Below are 23,920 nucleotides of genomic sequence, written 5' to 3'. Positions count from 1 at the left end.
TAAATGTACAATTTTGCAAATATAATATAAACTTATTTATCTAACGATTCATATTCTGAATTATTACTTTTAAACTCCTTTACTATTTGCTTTATTCTGCCTACAATTTCGAACTTAGTATCTGTCTCTAAAGATTTTAACATGACTTGAAGTAATTCATTAATTTCTTCAAATTTCATCACTGGATCTTTAGAAATTAAGATTTTGTCATGATCTGTTGGTAAAGTCTTTGTATCATCACTTAACAATTCTTCATACAACTTTTCTCCAGGACGTAATCCTGTATATATTATTTTAATATCTGTTTCGGGTTCAAAACCTGAAAGTTTAATCATTCTAGTCGCTAGATCTAATATTTTAACAGGTTCTCCCATATCAAAAACATAAATCTCTCCTCCATTTCCCATTGTGCCAGCATGTAAAACTAATTCACAAGCTTCAGGAATTGTCATAAAATATCGTACAATATCTGGGTGAGTTATTGTAATAGGACCGCCTTTTTCTATCTGCTTTTTAAAGTGAGGTATAACCGATCCATTAGACCCTAAAACATTACCGAAACGTGTTGTAATAAATTTTGTTTTATTCTCTGGCAGCCCTTGTAATGATTGGACAAAAAGTTCAGCAACCCGTTTAGTAGCACCCATAACATTAGTAGGATTAACAGCTTTATCTGTTGAAACCATTACAAATCTATTAACCTCATACTTACTAGAAAGAGTCGCTAAATTTTTTGATCCCATTATATTAACACGTACAGCTTCTTGTGGATTACCTTCAACTAATGGGACATGTTTGTATGCTGCTGCATGATACACCATTGAAAAACTGTGTTTTTTAAATAGTGGCTCGATTCTCTTGACATTAGAAACATCTGCAAGAACGAATTTAAAATTAACATGAGGAAATCTTTCCCTTAAGCTCAATTCCACCTCATATAAAGGTGTTTCTGCTTGATCAACAACAACAACTAAAGATGGATTAAATTTTGAAACTTGATTAATAATCTCCGAACCGATAGAACCAGCTCCTCCAGTAATCAAAACCTCTTTATTAAAGTGTCGTTTTTTTACTTCTTCATCATTTAACTTAATAGGCTTTCTGTTAAGTAAATCTTCTATTTGAACAGCTTTAATAAAATTAGCATTGTCCGTACTTCTTAATTTTTGTACAGATGGTGCTTTTAATATTTTTATGTCTTTTTCCAACAATATTCCAATCCATTCATCTAACTCTTCTTTAGTTAAAGACTCCTTTATTAGAATAACACCTTCTATATCCAATTCAGACTTATCTTTCTTAATAAATTTTGATTTACTAAGAATAGTTTTTCCCAAAATTTTAGCACTAACATTTCCTAGCTTCTCATTAAAAGAGATAAAATTAGTAATCTGATATGGAAGTTTTGGGTTATCAAGTATTGCTCTTGCAATAGCTACAGATTGTTCATCGACGCCGAGTACCATGATTCTTTTTTTCATTCCACTCCTAGAAATCTCTCTCGCATAATGAAATATTTCTTTCACAACTAATCTAAAAGTAAAAAGAAACATAGAAGAAAATAGAAAATAGAGAATGATAAAAGAATTAAGGAATGCCTTTTCATTATCAATAATTAAAAATGCAGAATTAATTAAAAATAATACAGCCAGTGTACAGAAGCTTGCTAGCAATATCTTCAATAAATCAACAAAGGTGGAATGTCGAATTACACCTGCATATGTCTTAAACACATACATGAAAAAAACATTAACTATAATTGCTATAGATGAAGCTTGAAAAGAATTGATGACATCATACGGCTTTGCTTTTAATTTAAAAACAACAAAAAATGTCAATAGTATTGATATTATTAAAAATAATACATCTATAATTAATACAACCCATCGTGGGAGATACTTAATATCTGTAATGCCGATAACATTATCACCATTGTAAATTTTATTATCTAATATCGATTTAAACATAATATACGATTTCTCGTCAATTTTATTTGGTTATTGTTTTTTTTTATATTACATAAACACACACACTTGTAACATTTCTTTACAATAAATTCAATAAAACATTTTTTATATGTATTTTTTCATTTTCCGTCAAATTAGAGCCTGAAGGCAAACACAATCCTTGAGTAAAAAGTTTTTCAGAAACACCAGTACCATAAAACCTACTAGTTTTAAATACAGGTTGCAAATGTAATGGTTTCCATAAAGGTCTCACTTCTATGTTCTCTTTGAGCATTCCCTCTCTTACACTATCTCTGTCTCGCTTTGCTTTACTAGGATCAATTAAAATAACCGAAAGCCAATAATTACAAAAATAATCTTCGTTAGGTTCTGAAAATAAAGTAACCCCTGGCAATTCACTTAAAAAAGAAGCATAAAATTCGTGATTTTGTCTTCTTTGAATTACTCTATCATTTAATACTTCCATTTGTCCTCTCCCAATTCCTGCACAAATATTACTCAGCCTATAATTATAACCTAACTCTGAATGTTGATAATGCGGAGCTGCATCTTTCGCTTGTGTTGAAAGGAAAACAGCTTTATCTTTATACTTCCTATTTTTGACAACAAGAGCACCACCTCCAGAGGATGTAATAATTTTATTTCCGTTAAAACTCAGAATTGACAAATCACCAAATGTACCACATTTGATACCTTTATACATACTACCTAAAGCTTCAGCACTATCGTCTATTAATGGAATTTGATATTTATCTGCAATTGCCCTAATCTCATCTACCTTATAAGGCATACCATATATACAAACTGCTATAATAGCCTTTGGCTTTTTCCCTCTCTTAATACCATCTACAATTGCTTCTTCAAGAGCAACAGGACTGATATTCCATGTTTCGTCCTCACTATCAATAAATACAGGCAATGCACCCATATAAACGATAGGGTTAGCAGAGGCAGAAAAAGTTAAACTTTGACAAAGAACTTCATCCCCAGGCTTCACATTTAATAAAATAAGTGCAATATGTATTGCAGATGTACCAGACATTAAAGCAGCAACGTGAACATTCTCCCCTAAAAACAATTCCAGATCATTTTCAAAACCATTAACATTTGGTCCTAATGGACTAATCCAGTTTTCTTCAAATGCCTGATTTATGTACTTTAATTCGGCGCCTCCCATATGTGGCGAGGATAACCATATTTTTTCTTTCACTTAAATATTATTCACTAAATCATTCATAAAATTCAACAAACGTGATTTGCAACAAAAATACATTAAATAAAACAAAAAACTTTATTTAATTTCAAATAAAATAAATTTCAAAATAAAAAAACTCCGAAACATATTCGGAGTTTTTTTTTTATTTCACATGATTTATTCTTTTTTTCAATATAAAATAACTAATTAGTGTTACTCCCACTAACAACAATCCTACTATACCTCCATCAATTGGAGTTGGATCACCAGGGTTTGATGGCACTTTTTGTGCAACATCACCTCCTTCTTCATAAGTGCTTGTACTAGTGTCATGATATTGCTCCGCATTACCTTCATTATTAAAACGATTATCAGATGCTTGTGAGTATCCGTAACACATAAGTATCATACATATAAAAAGCAATATTTTTTTCATCAATTTTCTTTTTTGCAAATATAAAAAAAGTATTTAAAATCATTAATTTCTTACTAAAGATGAAGCAACTTCACCATTCTTATAATAAATTTTAATTATATAAACACCATTACCCAAAGTACTTCTGTCTATATTAACAGTTTCATTATTAGTACTTACTGTACTTTTTAAAACGCCATTCATATCATACAATTCTGCCTTATGAATTGTTTTATCAGATTTTATATCATATGATGTACTTTCATAAATTACTTGTAAGTTAACTTCTTTCTGTGTTCTCACAGGTAAAACAACGTCATCTTTATAAATAATCTCAAAGCGATTATCTATTAAGCCTTTCACTTCTGTAAAAATATAATCTCCTTTTTTCAGATCGATTACCTTATTTAACTTTTTATCAAAAAGATAAACAGACTGACTAGTAAACAAACCTTCAGATTGAGAAATACTTAACTTGTATGTACCTGCAACAAAAGCGCGCATTCCTAATTTAACACGATCATTATCAACAAAAGTACTACGTCCTTGTATCGTCAATTTTGCTCCATCATCACTTTTGCTATATAATAAATCTGAAGCAGATTCATTAGGTAAATACGAGTCAAATTTATCAAGATTGTTATTTGATCTTTGCGCAAAATATGCAATAGCGGTATTTACTAAAAGTCCTTTTGGTGTAGTTAATTGTAGCCAAAAACGATCTTTTTGACCACCTTTAAAAAACACAGAATTTTGATTACCCGTTCTCTGTGCATTTTTATATACAATAGAGGTAGCAGTTGGTGCAACCATAACAATGAAACCTTGTCCAACTTTAAGATTACTTGTTGGAGTCTTTACAGCTCCAACTTGTGGCGCAGCTACACCTGTTTGGCTTTCAAAATTATATACTGCATAATTTAATCCAGAATAAGAACTTCCCATCTGCGTATAAACAGAATTATTCGTATTATCCCAGAAATAGGCAGTAGCACCATCAGCACTAGGATCTAAGTTTGAAACATTATCTTGATACCAGACATCCAAATTAAGGTTAGACGGATATGGATTTCCAATTAAATTATAGCGATTTCCTGCATTTGACACAATCCCAAGTCCAGTTCCATTGTTAGGTGCACCAGCAAATAATCCAGTTACATTAGGTTGAATTGTGGTTGAACCTTTAATAGAATAACCTTTTCCAAATTCTGATAGTGTACCTGCTGGAACAGACACTAATTTATCATTAGCCGTATTGTATCTCAAAATTAAATTGTTCGGTATACCTGAATACAAATTATATAAATTTTGACCCACAACTGGTGACGACCAATAGGCATATTCTTTAGTAGGAACATAAGCATTTCGTTTCACCAAAATCGCTTTACCATCATTAGTATTATTATTTGAAACTTGAATCAAATTGGCATCTGATTCCACAGTAATTTGATTATCACTATTCTGATAGATCCCTTCGTGTACAGTCACTGAATGACCTGACTGTATGTTTAAACTACCGGTTGTAAGTCTTAAATTTCTTGCCGAAAAATCTACATTCTGTTGATAAGGACCTTCGATAATAGCATTAAGACTTTGATCTGGTCCAACACCGTTAGACCAACTTGCCCCATTCCAAACAACAGAACCTGGCTTAATCATACCTGTAAATGCAAAGTCCAAATCTGAGCTATTATTTTGATCATAAAAATACCAAACACCTTGTCCTGTTTGTCCAGCAACACCTCCCCAATTTACAACACGGAAAGTAACTTGGTTATCATCATAAATATTCTGAAGATCTGGAATTCCTGCTAAATTTATGGGTGAAATGTATCCTGAATAAGCATAATTAATTGCTTGAATATCTATAAATGTATTACCTCCATCAATAGAATATTGCAACATCCCAAACCTAGGTCTGAAACCTACTCTTTTATAGCCAAATACAGACAAACTTGTCAATTCTAATTTATAATAAGTCCCTGCGCCAACAGTGAATGAAAAATACTCCTTATTAGCAATAGCTTCTTCTTTTGAATTGGACATCCAACCTAAACCACCCAAACCACGGCTAGATCCAGATAAAGAATTAGTAAGAACACCAGCCCCTCTCTCTAAACCAGACACAACCACGTTTGCATCTGCATAAGTTGCAGCATACGGCGAGGGTCCATAGTTTTTAACACCTCCTTTCAATGTGCTAAAATCCCAACCAAATAATAAATGTGGTAATTGCTCAACTTCTCCTGTAAATGCAAAATCTAAGTCTGGACTATTATTTTGATCATAAAAATACCAAACACCTTGACCATTTTGTCCAGCAATTCCGCCCCAGTTAACGATACGGAAGGTAATCTGATTAGCATTTTGTAAGTTCTGTAAATCTGGATTTGTTGATAAGTCTATTGCAGGAATCCATCCACCATAAGCATAATTAATTGCTTGAATATCACTAAAAGTCACTCCACCATCAGTAGAATATTGTAACATCCCAAACCTAGGTCTGAAACCTACTCTTTTATATCCAAAAAGAGATAGGCTACTTAAGTTTAATTTATAGTTTAATTTAGAATTTACAGTAAATGTAAAATATTCCTTATTAGCAATAGCTTCCTCTTTTGTATTGGACATCCATCCAACGCCGCCTAATCCGCGACTTGATCCAGACAAGGTATTAGTAATAACCCCCGAACCTCGAGTCAATCCAGAAACCTCCAGATTTGGATTAGAGAAAGAGGCAGGATATGGAGATGGTCCAAAGTTTTTTGCACCTCCTTTTAAAGTGCTAAAATCCCATCCGAAGATAACCTGTGTTGCTTTATTAACAACATTATTGTTTTGAGTTTGTCCAAAAACAATGCTTGAAATAGCAATTAACAAAGCAGAAACAGCTTTTTTAGATAGTATATTTTTAATCATAATTATCATCATTAAATGTGGGTAAAGATATAACAATTTATCAAATCTTTCATCATTTTATAAAAAAAATAAAAATTTAAGAATCAAGGTTTTTGTAAGAATATACCATCTATAAGCAACACAGCATATATTAACATGCTTTGAATAATAAATTTTAAGATTAATTTGATTATGTATTTCTATATAATACATAATAAGAATTTATAATTCCAAAAAAAGAACCTCATATTGAGGCTCTCTTTATATAGTTTTACTTCTATATTATTTCCTGATTTTATTAATATAAACTTGAGTTTTAGTTTTTGTCTTAATTATATAAACTCCATTCGCTAATACTTCGCTAGAAACTTTAAATGTTTTATCATTAAGCTTTTTTGCCAATAATAATTTACCTCCCATATCATACAATTCAATGTCTTCAATTATAGAGTCTGTCACACCAACAAAATCATTATTATTTCTATACACTTTCAAACCTAGTGCTTTGACATTATCTGTATCCAAAATTTTTGATTCTTGATAAGCAATTTCAAAACGATCATTAAATTCGCCAACCTGCGATGTATATATATATTGCTCTTTCGTTAGGTCAATTTCTTTATGTAGCAGTTTATCTCGTAAGTAAATTGATTGTGTACCAAAAGCACCTTCTCTATTACCTAATCTAATAATATACTGCCCCACGTGTCCCTGTCTAACCCCTACACGCACTCGATCTTCTAGATCCAATGGATATTGGCGACCTTGTATCTGCATTTTAGATTGATCTACAAAGCTATAAAAAGCGTTAGTTGGTTCTCCAAATAATTCTGCATCATAATTTCTATCGTAGGCATTAGTAGCACCTTGCACATAACCCAATAATATTGTATTAATAGACGCATTAGGAGCTTCCATCTCTAACCAAAAGCGATCGCTTTGATTATTCTTATCATTAAAAAATACTCCCGCTTCTGCACTTCTCATATCATTTGAAAAATTAAGTGTTTGGTTAAGTCCCACATTGTTAACCTCCACAATGAAACCTTGCCCCAACTTAACATATTGTGTTGGTGTATTTTGTACAACCGCACCACTATATTGCGTTGGCGGAGTACCACCCGTCAATGTTATCGTTGCATAAAAATTATCATAATACCCTGCACCTTGTTGCTGCACAGGAGCTCCTGGCACATTAGTCCAAAACCAAGCCTTACCAGATATTTTACCACTGTTTGCATTAAAGAATTTAACAAAATCCAAATTGGAAGGATAAGGGTTACCAATTAAATTATATCCGCCAGTCGTCGCCGTTTTCTTCTGTACTGTTACTGTAAATGCATCTCCATTATTTGGCACACCTCCGAATTTAAACAAATTAGCAGTCTCCGTATCAGGATCAAATCCATCTTTTCCTCTAATAGCATAACCCTTACCTGGAACAAAATGCGTTTCTGAGGTAGGAATTGCTTTTAGATAATCAGTTGCTTCCTCATAATAATAAATTCTGTTGTTGGGTGTTCCTACTGAGAAGCCATCATTTACGGCTGCATTATTTAACAACTTTTGACCAGCAACCGGACTAGACCAATAGGTATAATCCATTTTTCTCATATGAGCTTGACGCTCAACACCAATGCTTCCAATATTACTAGCGTCTACATCCTGCATCAACACGGCGTTATTTGCTAAAGTAATGACACCACCATTATTTTGTAAACCCTTTTTAGCATACAAAGCATTTGGCGCAGCATTATCAACAGTTTCAGCCACTTTTAGCTCACCTGATACAACACTTACAATATTATTGACTTTCGTAGTTCCAGATGCAGTTTTAACACCAGAGCCAGAAATTCTTAGGTTCTGATAATGTGCATCGCTAGGCGTACTTGGTTGTGCAGTTGTAATAATCTGGCTCGCTCCTGCATAATCGATTGTTGCCAACGGATCCAAAACAATACTTGGTGTATTGGTATTTTTAATTGCTGTATTTGTACCACCGCTAAATCCGTTAGTGTTTATGACTTTAAACACACCTGTATTGGTTACATGGAAGTTACTGCCTGATTGTAATGTTAATCCTCCCGTCGCAGTACTTATTCCAACATTACTTCCAGAAATTACAACATTACTATATAGTGGTGCAAGACGAATATTAGTAGCAGATGCACCAACAAATTCTATAGTAGAAGTTGGCGACAATGTGTAGATACCCCCAATATCTGGTTTAGTGTCAGAGCCTCCAGTTTTCAGCCAAGATGTATCTTGCATGGTAAGGCTAGTTGCTGTACCTCCAAAAGTTCTGGTACCTGTATCGACAATTGTATTATCCTTAATTAAAACAAATTTCACATTATTAATTGGCGCAACCAAAGTTTTTGTCCCACCATTACTAAAAGTCAAATTCTTATACGCAAAAGCAGTAACATCCTGATTACCTTCCAATCCATAGATGATAGTCGAGTTATCCCCCAATGTAGGCACTATAGATGGCAAAACTGTATTTGTTCCTGTAAATCCATCTTTATCTCTATTAACAAAGTTTCCATTAATAATAACCCTCGGCGAACCTCCAGACGAAGTTATTTTATTTTCACCACCGTTATCAAAAGCACCCCCTTCAGCAACATTTAATTCTCCATTTGCATTACTTAGATTTAGATCACTACCAACAGCTGAATTCAATGCAAAATAACCATTATTATTAACATTTAATGCTTCGGTAACTATGGTTGACGCTCCCGCAATATTATTATCTACATTGGCATTTATATTTAAAACTTTAAAATTTGTAGAACCTCCTAACACAAAAGGTGTAGTTGTATTACCGTCAAAAGTATAACCAGCCCCATTAGCCGAGAAACTATTTGTCCCTGACAAAGCTACAGAGCCGCCAACTCCTCCCGAATTAGAGGTCATAATATGTCCTGTAGCCGCTTGTGTAAAACTACCTGTACCCGACAACACATACTGGGCAAACTTCATGGTCCCATTATTCGTAACTCTCCCACTATTAATAACTTTGTTAGAAATCAACGTCAAGACAGTTGCAGTATTAATGCTAAGCCCTCCTGTTGCTAAAGTTAAACTACCTCCACCTAACTCAGCAGTCTTTCCATCAATCACTATTTCATGCGATCCTGTTTGCGTTACAGTACCTGAACCTCGTATACCATTTCTAAAGGTTTTTTTATTGCTATTTGTGAATGATGTACTTCCTGTTACCTCAAGGACACCATTGACAACTAAAGGCGAATTTATTCCCGCTCCTGCACTAGCATCTCCTGAGATTCTCAAAATAGGAATAGTCACATCATCTACATTTGGAAAATAAATAGTATTACCAAAAGCACTACTCTGCGGCCATTCTAACACAGAAGCATTTTTAAAAATATAATTGGATGCACTACTCGTGATTTGACTTACACTCCCTCCTGTCATCAATATGCGTCCACCCGTCTCTACAGATATCGTTGATGAGCCACTAAATGATGCTGCAGCATTTGAAGCGGTATGTTCCAAAGTCCCTCCAGACTGTATAATAATGTCATCACCAACACCGTCATTAAGTGTAAATGTATTTGATGACGCTAAGACACCACCATCTTCTATTACAACTTGATCTATATTAATATTGCTATCAATAGACACATTATGTCCGTTTCTTATGCTAATAGTTTTTGCAACACTAGTAGGCGTAGTCGTTGCCGCTACATAACTAACACCATCTACAGACGCTTCCCATGTAGATATATTAGTCCATGAGCCACTTTGCTTACTTCTATAATAACCATTTGCAGGATTAGCAGCTATTACAACATCATTACTTGTAACACCTCCAATATTCGTAGATATGGCTACTATTTTATAAGTACCCGCCGCATCTATTTGGATGTTATTAAATGTCGCGACGCCTGCAATAGCATTTGTTGTTAATGTTCCTGTCAAATTCCCAGAACCAGATACATTTATTTTACTCAAAGTTACAGCACCTGTATATTCCGTATCAACACTATTGTTAGGACGTCTTGCCTCAACTTTGAAAGTAGTTAAACTAACACCAGATGTACCATTCGCAGGAGGCCCCGGATTAAACACCAATTGACTCGCTCTAGCTAAAGTCGTAACAGTCTGTACATAACCATATATATAGGATGTACCATTATACACATAAGCTTTATAAGAATATTCGCTATTTGAACTCAACGACGGCAAGTCTATACTATAGCTACCAGTACCAACACCAGATACAGAAGATTTTGTTACGCCGACACCTCCTATGAGAGGATCGTTATTATTAGAACTTAAAGAATATACAAAACCCTTTTCTATAACACTAGGACATTGTCCTGATACACTATAGTTAGCATTAAGCCTTGCTGCAGTATTAGCTACATTACTTGCTACATTAGTAGTTACAACAGGCAATACAGGTGTTATTCCTATACCAATAAGGGAGTTACTAGTCGTTGCAGCTTCAGTGCTATTAACCGTAATTTGGGCGGATTTTGACCCTCCTGAAGTCGGGGTAAAAATTACATCATATGTAATCTTTCCTCCATTAGCTCCAATAGTTGTATTAGAAATATTACTAATTGAAAACTCTGGATTACTAGAAGTTATCGTCACTCCAGTTGCCGCAACACCTCCCGTATTACTAACAGTATAAGTCTGTTTAGCAGCAGCTACACTTGGACATATCGTACCGTGATTGGTAATATTACTACCTGTGTGACTCAACAGAGGAGAAGCTAATACCCATTGCGCATACATTGTTGTATTGCTAGCTGGGATTGTATAATTAGATCCTTCGGCATAGCTAGCTCCAGATCCATTGGCAGCAGTATTCCAACCAGTAAAAGTATATGCAGTTCTTGTAAAAGTATTATTACTTACTGTGACATTGGTATTATAATTTGCGCTTTGTGTCGTTGGTGCAGTACCTGTACCTCCATTAGCGTCATATGTGACATTATATTGATTAATCAACCATTGCGCAAATAGAGTCATATCTGCACTAAAATCATAACTAGCTCCATTAGCATAATCTACACCGCCACCTGTCGATACAGTATTCCATTTATCAAAAGAATAACCTGTTCTTGTAAAAGTATTGGCTGTCAAGTTAGCCGCTGTAGAAGAGGTTTGGGTCTTTGTTATAGGTGTTGTTCCATAATTACTATTGAAAGTAACTGTTTTACCAGCTACCAGCGGAATTGAAATTACTATATTTTTTATCCTAACACTCGGAACACCTGCAACTGGATCATAAAATCTAAATTTCACGTTAGAAGAAATAATAGATCCTGAAAAGGTCACACTAGATCTAACGTAAGTCGTACTACTAACCGTAGGATTTGAGGTTTGTGTAGAATTCCAACTAACACCTCCATCCAGTGACATATCTACATTTAATGCAGTTGTACTAGCCGATCCATAAGTTGCAATATCAAAGAATATGCTTACGGAATTTGCTCCATTTATTGAAGAGTATACATTAGAAGTGACATAATCAAGATTCGAGGTTGTTCTTTCAACTAAATAATAGCCACCCTGTTGTATCGATTGAGTAGTAACATTATTACTTGATGTCCAACCAGTAGGAATACTGACTCCTGTTGCTGTATTATCAATGATTGTCTGACCCCAAACTTTCCCTGACAACACACTAAAAAACACAACAACTAAAAGCCTTAAAAAAGATATATTTTTTTCCATAATCGTTTGTAATTAAAATGGGCGGTAAATATAAAATATTTTAACAATCATTTATTATACTTATCAAAAACTTAATAATAATTTAAGAAATCATAATAAAACGAAGCCTTAACATAACTCTATTTAATTATTTCAAAACAAATAATATTCTATTTTTTAATATTTGGTGCTCCTGTTTTTAGTACTAAAATAATATGTCATTCAAAAATTTTCGACAAATTAATAAACCCTAAGACTATGGCCCGGCTTATAACTAGCATAATTGATCGACATTTGTGGTCTCCGCAATATACTTGCAGCTAGCAAAGCCGAAGCACTACTTTATCATCAAAATCTCACTAAAAAGATTCTCCAAATGCAATATCCGTTGGAAAGGACTTTTAATAGCTTTCAACACTTCAGGTCTCTGGATGTAGCTATATCGCGAGGACATATTATGCATATTCGATACGAGGATTAACCAACACTCATCAATCTTGCTTTTATAGAGAGGATATTTAACATTTTTCTTTTCTATAATGTTTAAGATTTTATTTGCGTGCAACTCATCGAACAAAGACAAGTTATAGTCTAAAACCAAAAGAACGCCCTTGTCATAAGGCGTTCTTCTAATCGATGTCACGTATTTAGTCGTTTTTTGTTGCATCACAGCTTTACAAATATCCTTTACTACTTTTTCTTGATGGTTGGTCGTCACAAGTCGAGAGTCCAGACCGATGTGGTAAATTCCTGAAGCCTTATCCGAGGTCGACAACCAATCTTCAACATATCTGAAAAGCTGATTGATAAGCGCCTCTCGCTTCTTTAGTTCAAAATGATTAATAACTTCCGAAATCTCCAAACCAATGCGTTTACCATTAATTCTTACAATAAAATCAGGACTTTCACCAGTTAGATTTTCGATTTCGATATCGGGATAATGTTGCAACAAAGTACTTAGGAGAAGCACTTCGGTTTTCTTTTGATAAGCTTCGCGCTCCGATAGCCGCTCGCGGTCAATCTCGCGCCACCAATAGCTCAACTTTTCGGCAGCATTTTTATGTCGCAACATACATAAAGCTAGAGATTTTCTAAGATCTTCGGTGAACAACATAACAACCTAGTTTACAATTAATCACATCTTAAAGCTAAGCATTATTTCTGCTATGTAATTGATTATTAATAAAATTTAATACCAAGACTCGCATAACATTTAATCCTATTTAAATGAAATACAATGCTTTTTCTAAAACTATTTTTATTCTAAATTCTTAAATTTGTCCACTCTAAACAAATGATAACTTAATGGATTTTAGAAACTTTAAGATGCCATACAGCATCAATCCTCAATATTCTAAAAGAACAGCTTACTTCTCGATGGAGTTTGCGATCGATCAATCGCTTAAGATATACAGTGGTGGACTTGGCTTTTTAGCAGGTTCGCACATGCGAAGCGCCTATAATTTAAAACAAGATTTAGTCGGTATTGGCATCCTTTGGAAGTTTGGTTATTATGATCAAGCTCGTAATCCGGATCAAACGCTTAATCCCGTTTGGACTAAAAAAATGTACTCTTATCTTGAAGATACTGGCATCCAGTTCCAAATCGAAATCCACAACGCGCCAGTTTGGGTAAAGGTTTGGTATCTTAATCCCGAAACTTTTAAGACTTGCCCAATGTTCTTTTTGAGTACCGACGTACCAGAAAATGATCACATTTCTAAAACCATTTGTCACAAACTGTACGACGCCAACGAGTCTACAAAATTAGCACAGTATATTTTATTAGGAAAAGGTGGTGCAAAACTTTTAGACGAAATTAATTGCGAGCGCGATGTTTATCATCTTAACGAAGCGCACGGACTTCCTGCAGCATTTTATCTTTTAAGAAAATATGGCGGCGATCTTTCTAAAGTTAAAGAAAAATTAGTTTTCACAACGCATACGCCAGAAGAAGCTGGTAACGAAAAACACGACCTTGGACTTTGTCACAATATGTCGTATTTCTGTGGATTGAGCAAAGAAGAAGTTAAACAAATTGAAGGTAGTGAGGACGAAAGATTCAACCACTCGCTTTGTGCGCTAAAGATGGCGAGAGTTGCTAATGGTGTTTCTCAACTGCACGGTGTGGTTTCTCGCGCAATGTGGAATAAATACCCTAACATCTGCGAAATAAAATCTATTACCAACGCTCAAGAATTCAAATATTGGGCGGACAAATTATTATACATTTCCAAAGATGATGGTGATACGGCAGCTTTCGATTTTAGAAAACATTATTTAAAGAAAAGAATGTTCCGCAATGTTGCCGATCAATGTGGTAAATTATTTGATCCTAATGTTTTTACAATTGTTTGGGCAAGACGTTTTGCAGGTTACAAAAGAGCCGATTTGTTACTAGAAGACAAAGAGCGTTTCCGTCGTTTATTAGAGAATAAAGAATTCCCGGTTCAGATTATTTGGGCAGGAAAACCTTACCCGATGGACTATTCTGCGATCTCGACTTTTAATAATTTAGTAGAAGAAAGCAAGAATTACAAAAACATGGCAGTTCTTACAGGTTACGAATTATCATTAAGTAAATCTCTGAAACAAGGTTCTGATCTTTGGTTAAATAATCCTCGCGTTCCTCGTGAAGCTTCGGGAACTTCTGGCATGACAGCCGCAATGAACGGTTCTGTCAACCTTTCTACAGACGATGGTTGGATTCCTGAGTTTGCAAGACATGGCGAAAACTCTTTTGTCGTTCCAAAAGCAGATTACGACAACATGACAACTTTGGAGCAAGATCAATACGACCTGCATAAGCTTTATGATATTTTGGAAAATGAAATCATTCCGACTTATTACAACGACAAAAATAAATGGCGCAAAATTGTAACTAACGCCATGGACGACGTACGATTCCAATTTAATAGCGATCGTATGGCAGACGAATATTACAAATTGCTTTACAACAATTAAATTTTAAACATAAATATAAAGCTAGCAGAATTTGACAACTGCTAGCTTTTTTTATTTCAAGACTAAAAAGCCTTTTAGAGTTTGAAACTGAAAGGCTTCTATACGTCAGTCCTAGAAACTTTTTAAGTCTAAAACTGCGCTGCTTCTGTAGAATCTTTCATCGCAACTGTCGCTGCCATTCCGTTGGTCACAACATTTTGTACTTCATCAAAATATCCAGTTCCCACAAAACTTTGGTGTTTCACCGCGCGGAAACCTTTCGCCTGCAAAGCAAATTCTCTTTCTTGCAACTCCGAATAACCCGCCATACCGCGCTCTTTGTAAGCCAACGCCAACTCAAACATCGCGGTGTTCAACGCATGGAATCCTGCCAAGGTGATAAACTGGAATTTATATCCCATTTTCGCTAACTCTTCACGGAAACTTTCCATTTCTTCAACACTTAATCGTGCTGCCCAATTAAATGATGGCGAGCAATTGTAAGCTAACATTTTATTTGGAAACTTTGCATGGATGCCCTCCGCAAATTGTCTTGCTTGCTCCAAATCTGGATTCGAAGTTTCCATCCAAATCAAATCAGCATAAGGCGCATAAGACAAACCACGATCAATACCTTGCTCTACGCCATTTTTAACAACATAAAAACCTTCCGAAGTTCTTTCTCCTGTAACAAATTTCTTGTCTCTATCATCAATATCCGACGTTAAAAGATCAGCAGCATCTGCGTCTGTTCTTGCAATAATCAAACTCGGAACACCCAATACATCTGCTGCTAAACGTGCTGCAATTAACTTATTAATCGCTTCTTGCGTCGGCACCAAAACTTTTCCACCAAGATGTCCGCACTTTTTCGCTGACGACAATTGATCTTCGAAGTGAACGCCCGCAGCGCCTGCTTCTATCATTTGTTTCATCAATTCGAAAGCGTTAAGGTTTCCTCCAAAACCTGCTTCTGCATCCGCAACAATCGGCACCAAATAATCTTTGTCGCCACCACCATTAACCGACTGAATTTGATCTGCACGCAACAACGCATTATTAATTTTCTTTACAACCGCCGGAACCGAATTCGCTGGATACAAAGATTGATCAGGATACATTTCGCCAGAAAGATTCGCATCCGCCGCCACTTGCCAACCAGAAAGATAAATCGCTTCTAGACCAGCGTCAACTTCCTGCACGGCTTGGTTTCCTGTTAAAGCGCCCAATCCAGCAACAAAATCCTGAGTATTCAATTTTTCCCAAAGTAACTCCGACATTTGCGTAGCGATCGTATAATCGAGTTTGTACTTCCCTCTCAGTTTTAAAACTTCCTCCGCAGAATAAGGTCTTGTGATACCTTTCCAACGTGGATTGTTTAACCATTCTTGTTCTAAAATCTGGATTTGTTCTTGTTTTGTTTTCATAATATTTTGTGATTTAATGTGATTAAAATGTTTAGTGCTTTGTTTTAAATTTTGAATAAAATCTCCTTTGTCACTCATTTTTACATTAAGTGACTTTTAAAAAATTGTCTTTAGAAATTGTTTGTTTTTCCTTGCTAAGAAAAAGTTTAATTAAAAATTTAAGCTAAATATGGATAGGCTTTTAAGGTTAAAAATTCGTCGAAGCCATTGGAGAAAATCATGTCATTAAATAATTCCACCGCCAAATTAAATTTTCCATTTTCAAATCGAGTTTCGCCAACATAAGTTTTGATATTATCTAATTCTTCTTTTTGAAGTTTTAAAATAAAATCTTTAGTTACAATTTCTCCACTCTCCAACTTCACCGAATGTTTTAACCATTGCCAAACTTGCGATCGCGAAATCTCCGCAGTTGCCGCATCTTCCATCAAATTGTAAATCGCCGCGGCGCCAACGCCCATCAACCAAGATTCGATGTACAGAATTCCGACATTAATATTTTTGCGAAGTCCTTTCTCTGTAATCGTCCCAACAGGAACTTCCAACAATTGACTTTCAGAAATTCCGTAATCAAACAACTTATGAATCTGATTAGCAGTCGGCATATATTGGTCAAAAACCTCCATCGCAACTGGCACCAAAGCAGGATGAGCAACCCAAGTTCCGTCGTGACCATTTCGCACTTCACGCTCTTTGTCTGTACGTACTTTCTCAAACGCTTCTTTGTTGGCTTGTGGATTATCTTTCACTGGGATTTGCGCTGCCATTCCGCCAATTGCAGGCACACGACGCTTGTGACAAATCTCAACAACTCTTCTGGTATAAGCGTCCATAAAAGGCGAAGTCATCGTCACTTGATCGCGATCGGGCACTAAAAAATGTGGAAGATTTCTAAACTTTTTGATGTACGAAAAAATATAATCCCAACGTCCACAGTTAAGTCCAGCGCTGTGTTCTTTTAGTTCAAATAAAATCTCATCAAGCTGAAAAGATGCCGTAATCGTTTCGATAAGAACCGTCGCTTTGATGCTTCCAGAAAGGATTTTAAGATAATCTTGAGCAAACAAAAATACATCATTCCACCAACGTGCTTCTTCGTAATGTTCAAGTTTCGGAAGATAAAAAAATGGTCCACTTCCCGTTGTTAAAAGTTTTTTAGCATTTCTAAAGAAGTAAATACCAAAATCCACCAACGAAGCTGGCATCGGCTCGCCATCCACCAAAATATGTTTTTCATCCAAATGCAATCCTCGAGGTCTAACCAACAAAACTGCCGTTTTTTCTTTTAATTGATAGTGTTTGCCGTTGGTTTCGAAATCGATTGTTCTGTTAATTGCATCCGAAAGATTAATTTGACCTTGCATACAATTGTCCCACGTGGGCGAATTGCTATCTTCAAAATCCGCCATAAAAATTTTCGCACCCGAATTAAGTGCATTAATGACCATTTTTCGATCAACTGGTCCAGTAATCTCTACGCGTCTGTCATGCAAGTCGCGCGGAAGTGGTGCGCACACCCACGCAGATTCGCGAACGTCTTTGGTTGCTTCCAAAAAGCTTGGTAATTTTCCATTATCAAATTCTTTTTGAATCGCTTCTCTCTGTTTTAGAAGACGCAAACGTTCTGGATTAAACTTGTGATGCAAAGCCAAAAGGAAAGCTTTTAATTCTTCAGTAAACAATTGTCGGTAAGAATCTTGCATTTCTATAGTTAAACTTTCTAAACTTGTCATTCGTACTTTTTATTTGTGATTGATTTGACAAATCTAATAAAAAAACTTTCACAATTAGCGAACGTTCGCTAATTTTTTTAAAAAAATATTATGCCGACAATCGCAATTATTTTATATTTGTTACATGAATGCCGATAGCGACTACATCCGTGTAATTTTTGGACTCAAATTAAGACAACAACGACAAAAAAAAAATTGGTCGTTGCAAGATCTAGCAAACCAAACTGGCTTGTCAAAATCCTATCTTAACGAAATCGAAAACGGAAAAAAATATCCTAAACACGATAAAATCATCCAAATTGCCGAAACTTTAGGATGCAGTTTTGATGATTTGGTATCGACAAAACTTGATCGAAGTTTAGCACCTATTAATGAAATTTTGCAATCGGATGTTTTCAAAGAAATCCCCTTAGATCTTTTCGGAATCAATCGTAACAACCTTATCGGGATGATAAGTGAGGCACCCAAAAAAGTGACCGCTTTCATTACAACGCTTATCGAAATTTCGCAAAATTACAATCTAGGAAAAGAACGTTTTTTCTTTGCTGTACTTCGATCATTTCAGGAATTATACAACAATCATTTTCCTGAAATTGAAGAAAAAGCAGAAGCTTTTTATCAGCAATACAACCTCAATCCACGTGAATTAAAATCCGGCGAATTAGAAAAGATTTTAATAGAGAATTTCGGTTATCAAATCCATTCTGTAGATTTTGATAAATTCGGGACTTTGCAACATCTTCGCTCGCTTTACATTCCTGAAAAGAAAAATCTTTTACTCAACCAAAGATTAGATGAAAATCAAAAAACCTTTATTCTAGCAAAGGAAATTGGGTTTCAGGTTTTGGATTTAAAAGCGCGTCCCAATACTTATTCTTGGGTGGACATCAATAGTTTCGAAGAAATATTGAATAATTATTACGCCTCTTATTTTGCCGGTGGACTACTTATTCCTAAAAAAGAATTGGTTAGAAAAACAGCAGATTTCTTCGATCATAAAGAATGGAATCCAACCCATTTTGAGGATTTAATTCAACATTTTACCAACTCGCCCGAGACTTTATATTATCGATTAACCAATATTTTGGCATCCGAATTTGGAATTAAAGATTTATTTTATTTATGTTTTGTGCAAAAGAAAAACAGTCCAAAAGTTCAGATTCTTAAAGAATTGCACCTCAATCAACAACAAGCGCCGCGCTCTAATGCGATGAACGAGCATTATTGTCGTCGTTGGGTTGCGCTTAAAAATATGGAGCAACTCGAAAGCAGTGATGCGCAATTAACCAACGCACAAATCTCACATTACAAAGATTTTGGATTGAGCTATTTGGTGATTTCGACGTCGCAAAAAAATCCATTTTCTGATGGTAGCAACCGCAGCTATTGCCTCGGAATTTTATTAAACACCAACTCTCTCAAAAAAATTAATTTCGCAAAAAGCGCCAATCTACAGACTGTTGAAGTCGGTGTTACCTGCGAACATTGCAGCATTAGCAACTGCGACGTGAGACAAGCGCCCGCTACACGTCTTGATAAAGAACTTTTCAACAACGATATGAAAAAGTCGATTGATAAAATTAGAAATCTAATTTTAGGAAAATAATTTTTTAGAAAATTCTCAGCTTACTTCATTATTAAAACACAAAATTTTAAATTAAAAAAAATCTCTACTAAAAATTCTTATATTTAAGTAAAGAATTTTGCCATGTTTTTGGATTTACTTTTCCCAAATCGATGTTTGGCTTGCGAAGAAATAATCTCAGCAAATACAATTCTTTGTGATATTTGTGAAGAAAAACTGAGTTTTAGCCATTTTAAATTTGATTCCGAAAATCCTTTAGCTCAAAAAGCAAAACTCCTTTTCCCCATCGAAAAGGCTTATGCTTTATTTATTTTTAAAGAAGAAAATTTAGCACAAAATCTTCTTCATCGACTAAAATATGGCGATCAAGAATTTATTGGAAAACATTTTGCACATTGGATTTTTGACAAAATTGAAATTACAAATATTGACGAAATTATCAGCGTTCCGCTTCATCCAAAAAAGTTGAAAAAGCGCGGTTACAATCAATTGACTTTATTAGGAAATGAGTTATCAAAACTTTATAAGATTCCGATAAATCATCAACTTCTAGAAAGAAATTTCCACAACAAAGCACAAGCTCAAAAAGACAAACAACATCGTACTGAAACCGAAAGTCTTTTCTCAGTTATTGGAAATCCCGAAAATAAACATATTCTTTTAATAGACGACGTTTACACAACTGGAAATACTCTTGCAAGCATTGCATGGGAAATCCTAAAACACCCGAATACAAAAGTTAGTATTTTGGTAGTTGCAATGGATTAAAAAAATTTACGATTTACGATTCTAAAATTAACGTTGTAATTTTTCGCCGTAAGATAAATCACCTGCGTCTCCCAATCCTGGCGTGATATAACCTTTCGAAGTCAAAGATGCATCGATAACACCAACCCAAATTTTAGCATTTGGAAAAGCTGCTTGAATAGCATCAACACCTTGTTGGCTTGCGATTGCTGCAACAATATGCATTTCTGTTGGCGTTCCGTTGGTTAATAAATCTTTAATCGCTTCAATCAACGATGCACCCGTTGCTAACATCGGATCCGCCACAATCAACGGACGACCATCTAGATTAGGACAAGTTAAATAATCTTGTTTAATGGAAAAATAATCGTTAGCATCATGTTTTCTGTAAGCGGCTACAAATCCACAATCTGCTTTATCAAAATAGTTAAGAACTCCTTGAAATAACGGAACTCCCGCTCTTAGAATAGTGGTAATAACGGGTTGTACTGCAATTTCTTTAGCTGCAACTTTATCCAAAGGCGTGGTAATTTCGACATCGACTTGCGCCATACCTTTACTAATTTCGAAGGCTGCAATCTCACCAATCCGTTCAAGATTTCGACGGAACTTCATGCGATCTTGTTGTACATCAACATTTCGCAAGTCATTAATCCATGAGTTGACTAAAGAAAATTCTTGGGACAATTCTGTTATCATAAAAGAGGAATTCTTTTTAAAAATATAAATGAGCTTTAAAGTTAAGAAATAAAAAGCCTTCCGAAAAACCGAAAGGCTGATATTTTATTTTTGTCTGAAATAAACTTCAATCGGAACACCCGAAAATCCAAATTCCTTACGCAATTGGTTTTCAGTAAACCTTTTGTAAGGCTCTTTAACATACTGCGGAAGATTACAGAAAAACACAAACTGTGGCGACGGCGTCGGCAATTGAACACAATATTTGATTTTCACATATTTTCCTTTAATAGCTGGCGGTGGCGTATTTTCAAAAATCGGCAACATTACTTCGTTAAGCTTAGACGTTTTGATTTTTTGTTTACGATTTTCATAAACTTCCATTGCTGTATCAACAGCTTTTAAAATACGTTGCTTGGTTAAAGCTGACGTAAACAAAATTGGAACATCGCTAAACTGACCGATCTTGTGACGAATTGCTGCTTCGAAATCACGCATTGTATTCGTTTTTTTATCCTCAACCAAATCCCATTTGTTGATAACGATCACGATACCTTTACGGTTTCTTTGTGCAATCCCGAAGATGCTCATATCTTGTGCTTCCCAACCTAAAGTTGCGTCCACCATGATGATGACAACATCCGAATTTTCGATAGCACGAACAGAACGCATCACCGAATAAAACTCTAAATCTTCAGAAACTTTATTCTTCTTACGCATACCAGCTGTGTCAACCAACACAAACTCGTGACCGAATTTTTTATATAAACTCTGCACAGAATCTCTCGTGGTACCAGCAATATTGGTTACAATATTTCTTTCGTTGTCAAGTAAAGCGTTTGTCAATGTCGATTTACCAACATTCGGACGACCTACAATCGTAATTTTTGGAAGTCCTTCGAAAGGATCATTGTACTCTGTCGTAGGAAAATCCTTTACAACATCATCTAGCAATTCTCCCGTACCAGAACCAGTTGCAGAAGATAAAGTATAGTATTTATCGATTCCTAATTGATAAAATTCAGTTGCAGCCAATTCTTCTTTTGAAGAATCAACCTTGTTAATAACGATGTATATTGGCTTGTTCGCTCTACGAAGCATTTCGTAAATCTCTTGATCAGTCTCTGTAAGACCTTCCTCAACATTTAGCATAAATATGACAGAAGTCGCTTCGTCAATCGCTAATTGTACTTGTTTTGAAATCTCTTCTTGAAAGATATCATCATTATTAACATCATAACCTCCTGTATCGATCACCGTAAATTCTACACCGTTCCAGTCAGATTTTCCGTAATGACGGTCTCTGGTAACACCAGCAGTCGAGTCAACAATAGCTTCTCTTCTTTCTAATAAACGGTTGAATAAGGTAGATTTCCCAACATTAGGGCGGCCAACAATGGCAACAATATTTGACATAAAAAAATGTTTAATAATCCTTAGCTGTGTAGTATTTGCATTAGGACTTGATTATTAATGAGTCTCTCCGACTTTCGGAGCCCAATTTTTTTTTGCAAAGATAAACTTTTTCAAATAAAAAATTTTGCGCTACATATTAATTATCAATTAAGTGCTAGAATATTAATAGTTTAAGCATTTATTTTAAATTTAATTCAAAGTAAATTTTGAAAATGATTAATAAAAAAGAAATAAAACTATTAGTTGAAATTTTCTTAAATTCACTTTTTTAAAAAAGCTTTCGGAAATGAAAAAAGTAATTACGGTACTTTTGGTCGCTTTCATCATGATTCAGTTTTTTCCAATTGATAAAATTAATCCTGAGATCAATCCGCAAATGGATTTTGTAAACACGAAAAAACCATCAATAACAGTTGCTAAAATTTTGAAAACATCTTGTTATGATTGTCATTCTAACGAGACAAAATATCCGTGGTATGCAGACATTGCGCCAGCATCTTGGTTTTTAAAAAATCATATTGACGAAGGTAGAATTAAATTAAACTTCTCAACTTGGGCGACTTACGAACCAAAACGCCAAGCCCATAAATTGGAAGAATCGATAGAAATGTTGGAGAAAGACGAAATGCCTTTAGAATCTTATCTTCTCGGTCATCCAGAAGCGAAACTAACGCCAGAAACAAAGAAATTGCTTATCGAATATTTTCGACAAGTTAAACAAGATACCGAAGAAGCTAATATTTTTTAATGGAAAAATTACCAGACAATTACCGCGATAAATACATTGTTTTTTATGATGGTGATTGTGGATTTTGCAACTTTTGGGTGCAATGGATTTTGGATAGAGATAAAAAAGACCAATTTCTGTTTGCTGCTTTACAATCTAATTTTGGACAAACTTTTTTAAAACAAAGACAACTCGAACACCAAGATTTTGACAGTATTTACCTTTGGAAACCGAATTCATTTTATCTTAAAAAATCGGATGCCGCTATAAAAATCGCAAGAACATTAGGCGGAGTCTATCACACCGCAATTCTTGGAAAACTACTTCCTTATTTTATCAGAGATTTTTTATACGACCAAGTTGCAAAACGTCGCAAAAATTTGATGTCTCAACATTGCAGAATTCCGTCAGAAAAAGACCGAAAAAAATTTATTCCCGACTAATTTTAGTTAAAAAAACGACCGATAATTTAACATCTTGATAGAATATTGA

15 protein-coding genes are annotated in these 23,920 nt (G+C 34.9%); 5 read left to right on the top strand and 10 right to left on the bottom strand.

From position 1 onward, the window contains the following. Positions 1-32 precede the first annotated feature (32 nt). From RT037_RS04040 to RT037_RS04015, 6 genes are all read right to left on the bottom strand, one after another. Positions 33-1,967 carry a nucleoside-diphosphate sugar epimerase/dehydratase gene (locus RT037_RS04040; protein WP_313028339.1) on the bottom strand — a complete coding sequence of 645 codons (1,935 nt, stop codon included), beginning with the start codon at positions 1,965-1,967 and terminating at the stop codon, positions 33-35. Positions 1,968-2,046: 79 nt separating this feature from the next. Then, on the bottom strand, positions 2,047-3,177 hold the full coding sequence (locus RT037_RS04035; RefSeq protein ID WP_313028337.1) for a DegT/DnrJ/EryC1/StrS family aminotransferase: 1,131 nt from the start codon (positions 3,175-3,177) through the stop codon (positions 2,047-2,049). A gap of 148 nt (positions 3,178-3,325) precedes the next feature. Then, on the bottom strand, positions 3,326-3,598 hold the full coding sequence (locus RT037_RS04030) for a hypothetical protein (RefSeq protein WP_313028335.1): 273 nt from the start codon (positions 3,596-3,598) through the stop codon (positions 3,326-3,328). A gap of 42 nt (positions 3,599-3,640) precedes the next feature. Beyond that, complete coding sequence (locus tag RT037_RS04025; RefSeq protein WP_313028334.1) at positions 3,641-6,496, bottom strand: T9SS type A sorting domain-containing protein; 2,856 nt, start codon at positions 6,494-6,496, stop codon at positions 3,641-3,643. 261 nt (positions 6,497-6,757) lie between these two features. Further along, complete coding sequence (locus RT037_RS04020; RefSeq protein ID WP_313028332.1) at positions 6,758-12,193, bottom strand: InlB B-repeat-containing protein; 5,436 nt, start codon at positions 12,191-12,193, stop codon at positions 6,758-6,760. A 316-nt stretch (positions 12,194-12,509) separates the two neighbouring features. Next, a complete protein-coding gene (locus RT037_RS04015; RefSeq protein ID WP_312322362.1) occupies positions 12,510-13,286 on the bottom strand; it encodes a hypothetical protein in 777 nt (258 codons plus the stop codon). Positions 13,287-13,477: 191 nt separating this feature from the next. Here RT037_RS04015 and glgP point away from each other — a divergent pair, with 191 nt between their 5' ends. Continuing rightward, a complete protein-coding gene (glgP, locus tag RT037_RS04010) occupies positions 13,478-15,136 on the top strand; it encodes an alpha-glucan family phosphorylase (protein ID WP_313028331.1) in 1,659 nt (552 codons plus the stop codon). A 128-nt stretch (positions 15,137-15,264) separates the two neighbouring features. Here the strand turns inward: glgP and aceA are convergent, their stop codons facing one another. Both aceA and aceB read right to left on the bottom strand, forming a co-directional pair. Further along, positions 15,265-16,542, bottom strand: a complete 1,278-nt coding sequence (aceA, locus tag RT037_RS04005; protein ID WP_313028330.1) for an isocitrate lyase — start codon at positions 16,540-16,542, stop codon at positions 15,265-15,267. Between the two features lie 158 nt (positions 16,543-16,700). Then, positions 16,701-18,275, bottom strand: coding sequence for a malate synthase A (gene aceB / locus RT037_RS04000; RefSeq protein ID WP_313028329.1), 1,575 nt, complete (start codon positions 18,273-18,275; stop codon positions 16,701-16,703). Between the two features lie 124 nt (positions 18,276-18,399). Between aceB and RT037_RS03995 the strand changes: the two genes are divergently transcribed. Both RT037_RS03995 and RT037_RS03990 read left to right on the top strand, forming a co-directional pair. Then, the gene (locus RT037_RS03995) at positions 18,400-19,881 is read left to right on the top strand and encodes a helix-turn-helix domain-containing protein (protein WP_313028328.1); all 1,482 of its coding nucleotides are present in this window, start codon (positions 18,400-18,402) and stop codon (positions 19,879-19,881) included. A 102-nt stretch (positions 19,882-19,983) separates the two neighbouring features. Next, positions 19,984-20,628 carry a ComF family protein gene (locus RT037_RS03990; protein ID WP_313028326.1) on the top strand — a complete coding sequence of 215 codons (645 nt, stop codon included), beginning with the start codon at positions 19,984-19,986 and terminating at the stop codon, positions 20,626-20,628. 27 nt (positions 20,629-20,655) lie between these two features. Here the strand turns inward: RT037_RS03990 and upp are convergent, their stop codons facing one another. Next, entirely contained in the window at positions 20,656-21,306 is a 651-nt protein-coding gene (upp, locus tag RT037_RS03985; RefSeq protein WP_312323704.1) for a uracil phosphoribosyltransferase, read from the bottom strand. A gap of 84 nt (positions 21,307-21,390) precedes the next feature. Beyond that, positions 21,391-22,701 (bottom strand): ribosome biogenesis GTPase Der, encoded by a 1,311-nt coding sequence (gene der / locus RT037_RS03980; protein WP_313028325.1) that lies wholly within the window; start codon positions 22,699-22,701, stop codon positions 21,391-21,393. A gap of 286 nt (positions 22,702-22,987) precedes the next feature. Between der and RT037_RS03975 the strand changes: the two genes are divergently transcribed. Both RT037_RS03975 and RT037_RS03970 read left to right on the top strand, forming a co-directional pair. Then, positions 22,988-23,449, top strand: coding sequence for a heme-binding domain-containing protein (locus tag RT037_RS03975; RefSeq protein WP_313028323.1), 462 nt, complete (start codon positions 22,988-22,990; stop codon positions 23,447-23,449). Continuing rightward, complete coding sequence (locus RT037_RS03970) at positions 23,449-23,871, top strand: DUF393 domain-containing protein (protein WP_313028322.1); 423 nt, start codon at positions 23,449-23,451, stop codon at positions 23,869-23,871. The genes RT037_RS03975 and RT037_RS03970 overlap by 1 nt, the downstream gene beginning before the upstream one ends. Positions 23,872-23,920: the final 49 nt, after the last annotated feature.

The sequence above is a fragment of the Soonwooa sp. genome (assembly GCF_032062245.1).
In the GTDB taxonomy this organism is placed as follows: Bacteria; Bacteroidota; Bacteroidia; order Flavobacteriales; family Weeksellaceae; genus Soonwooa.
The sequence above is the reverse complement of the archived record's forward strand: the minus strand, read 5'-3'. Positions and strand labels throughout refer to the sequence as shown.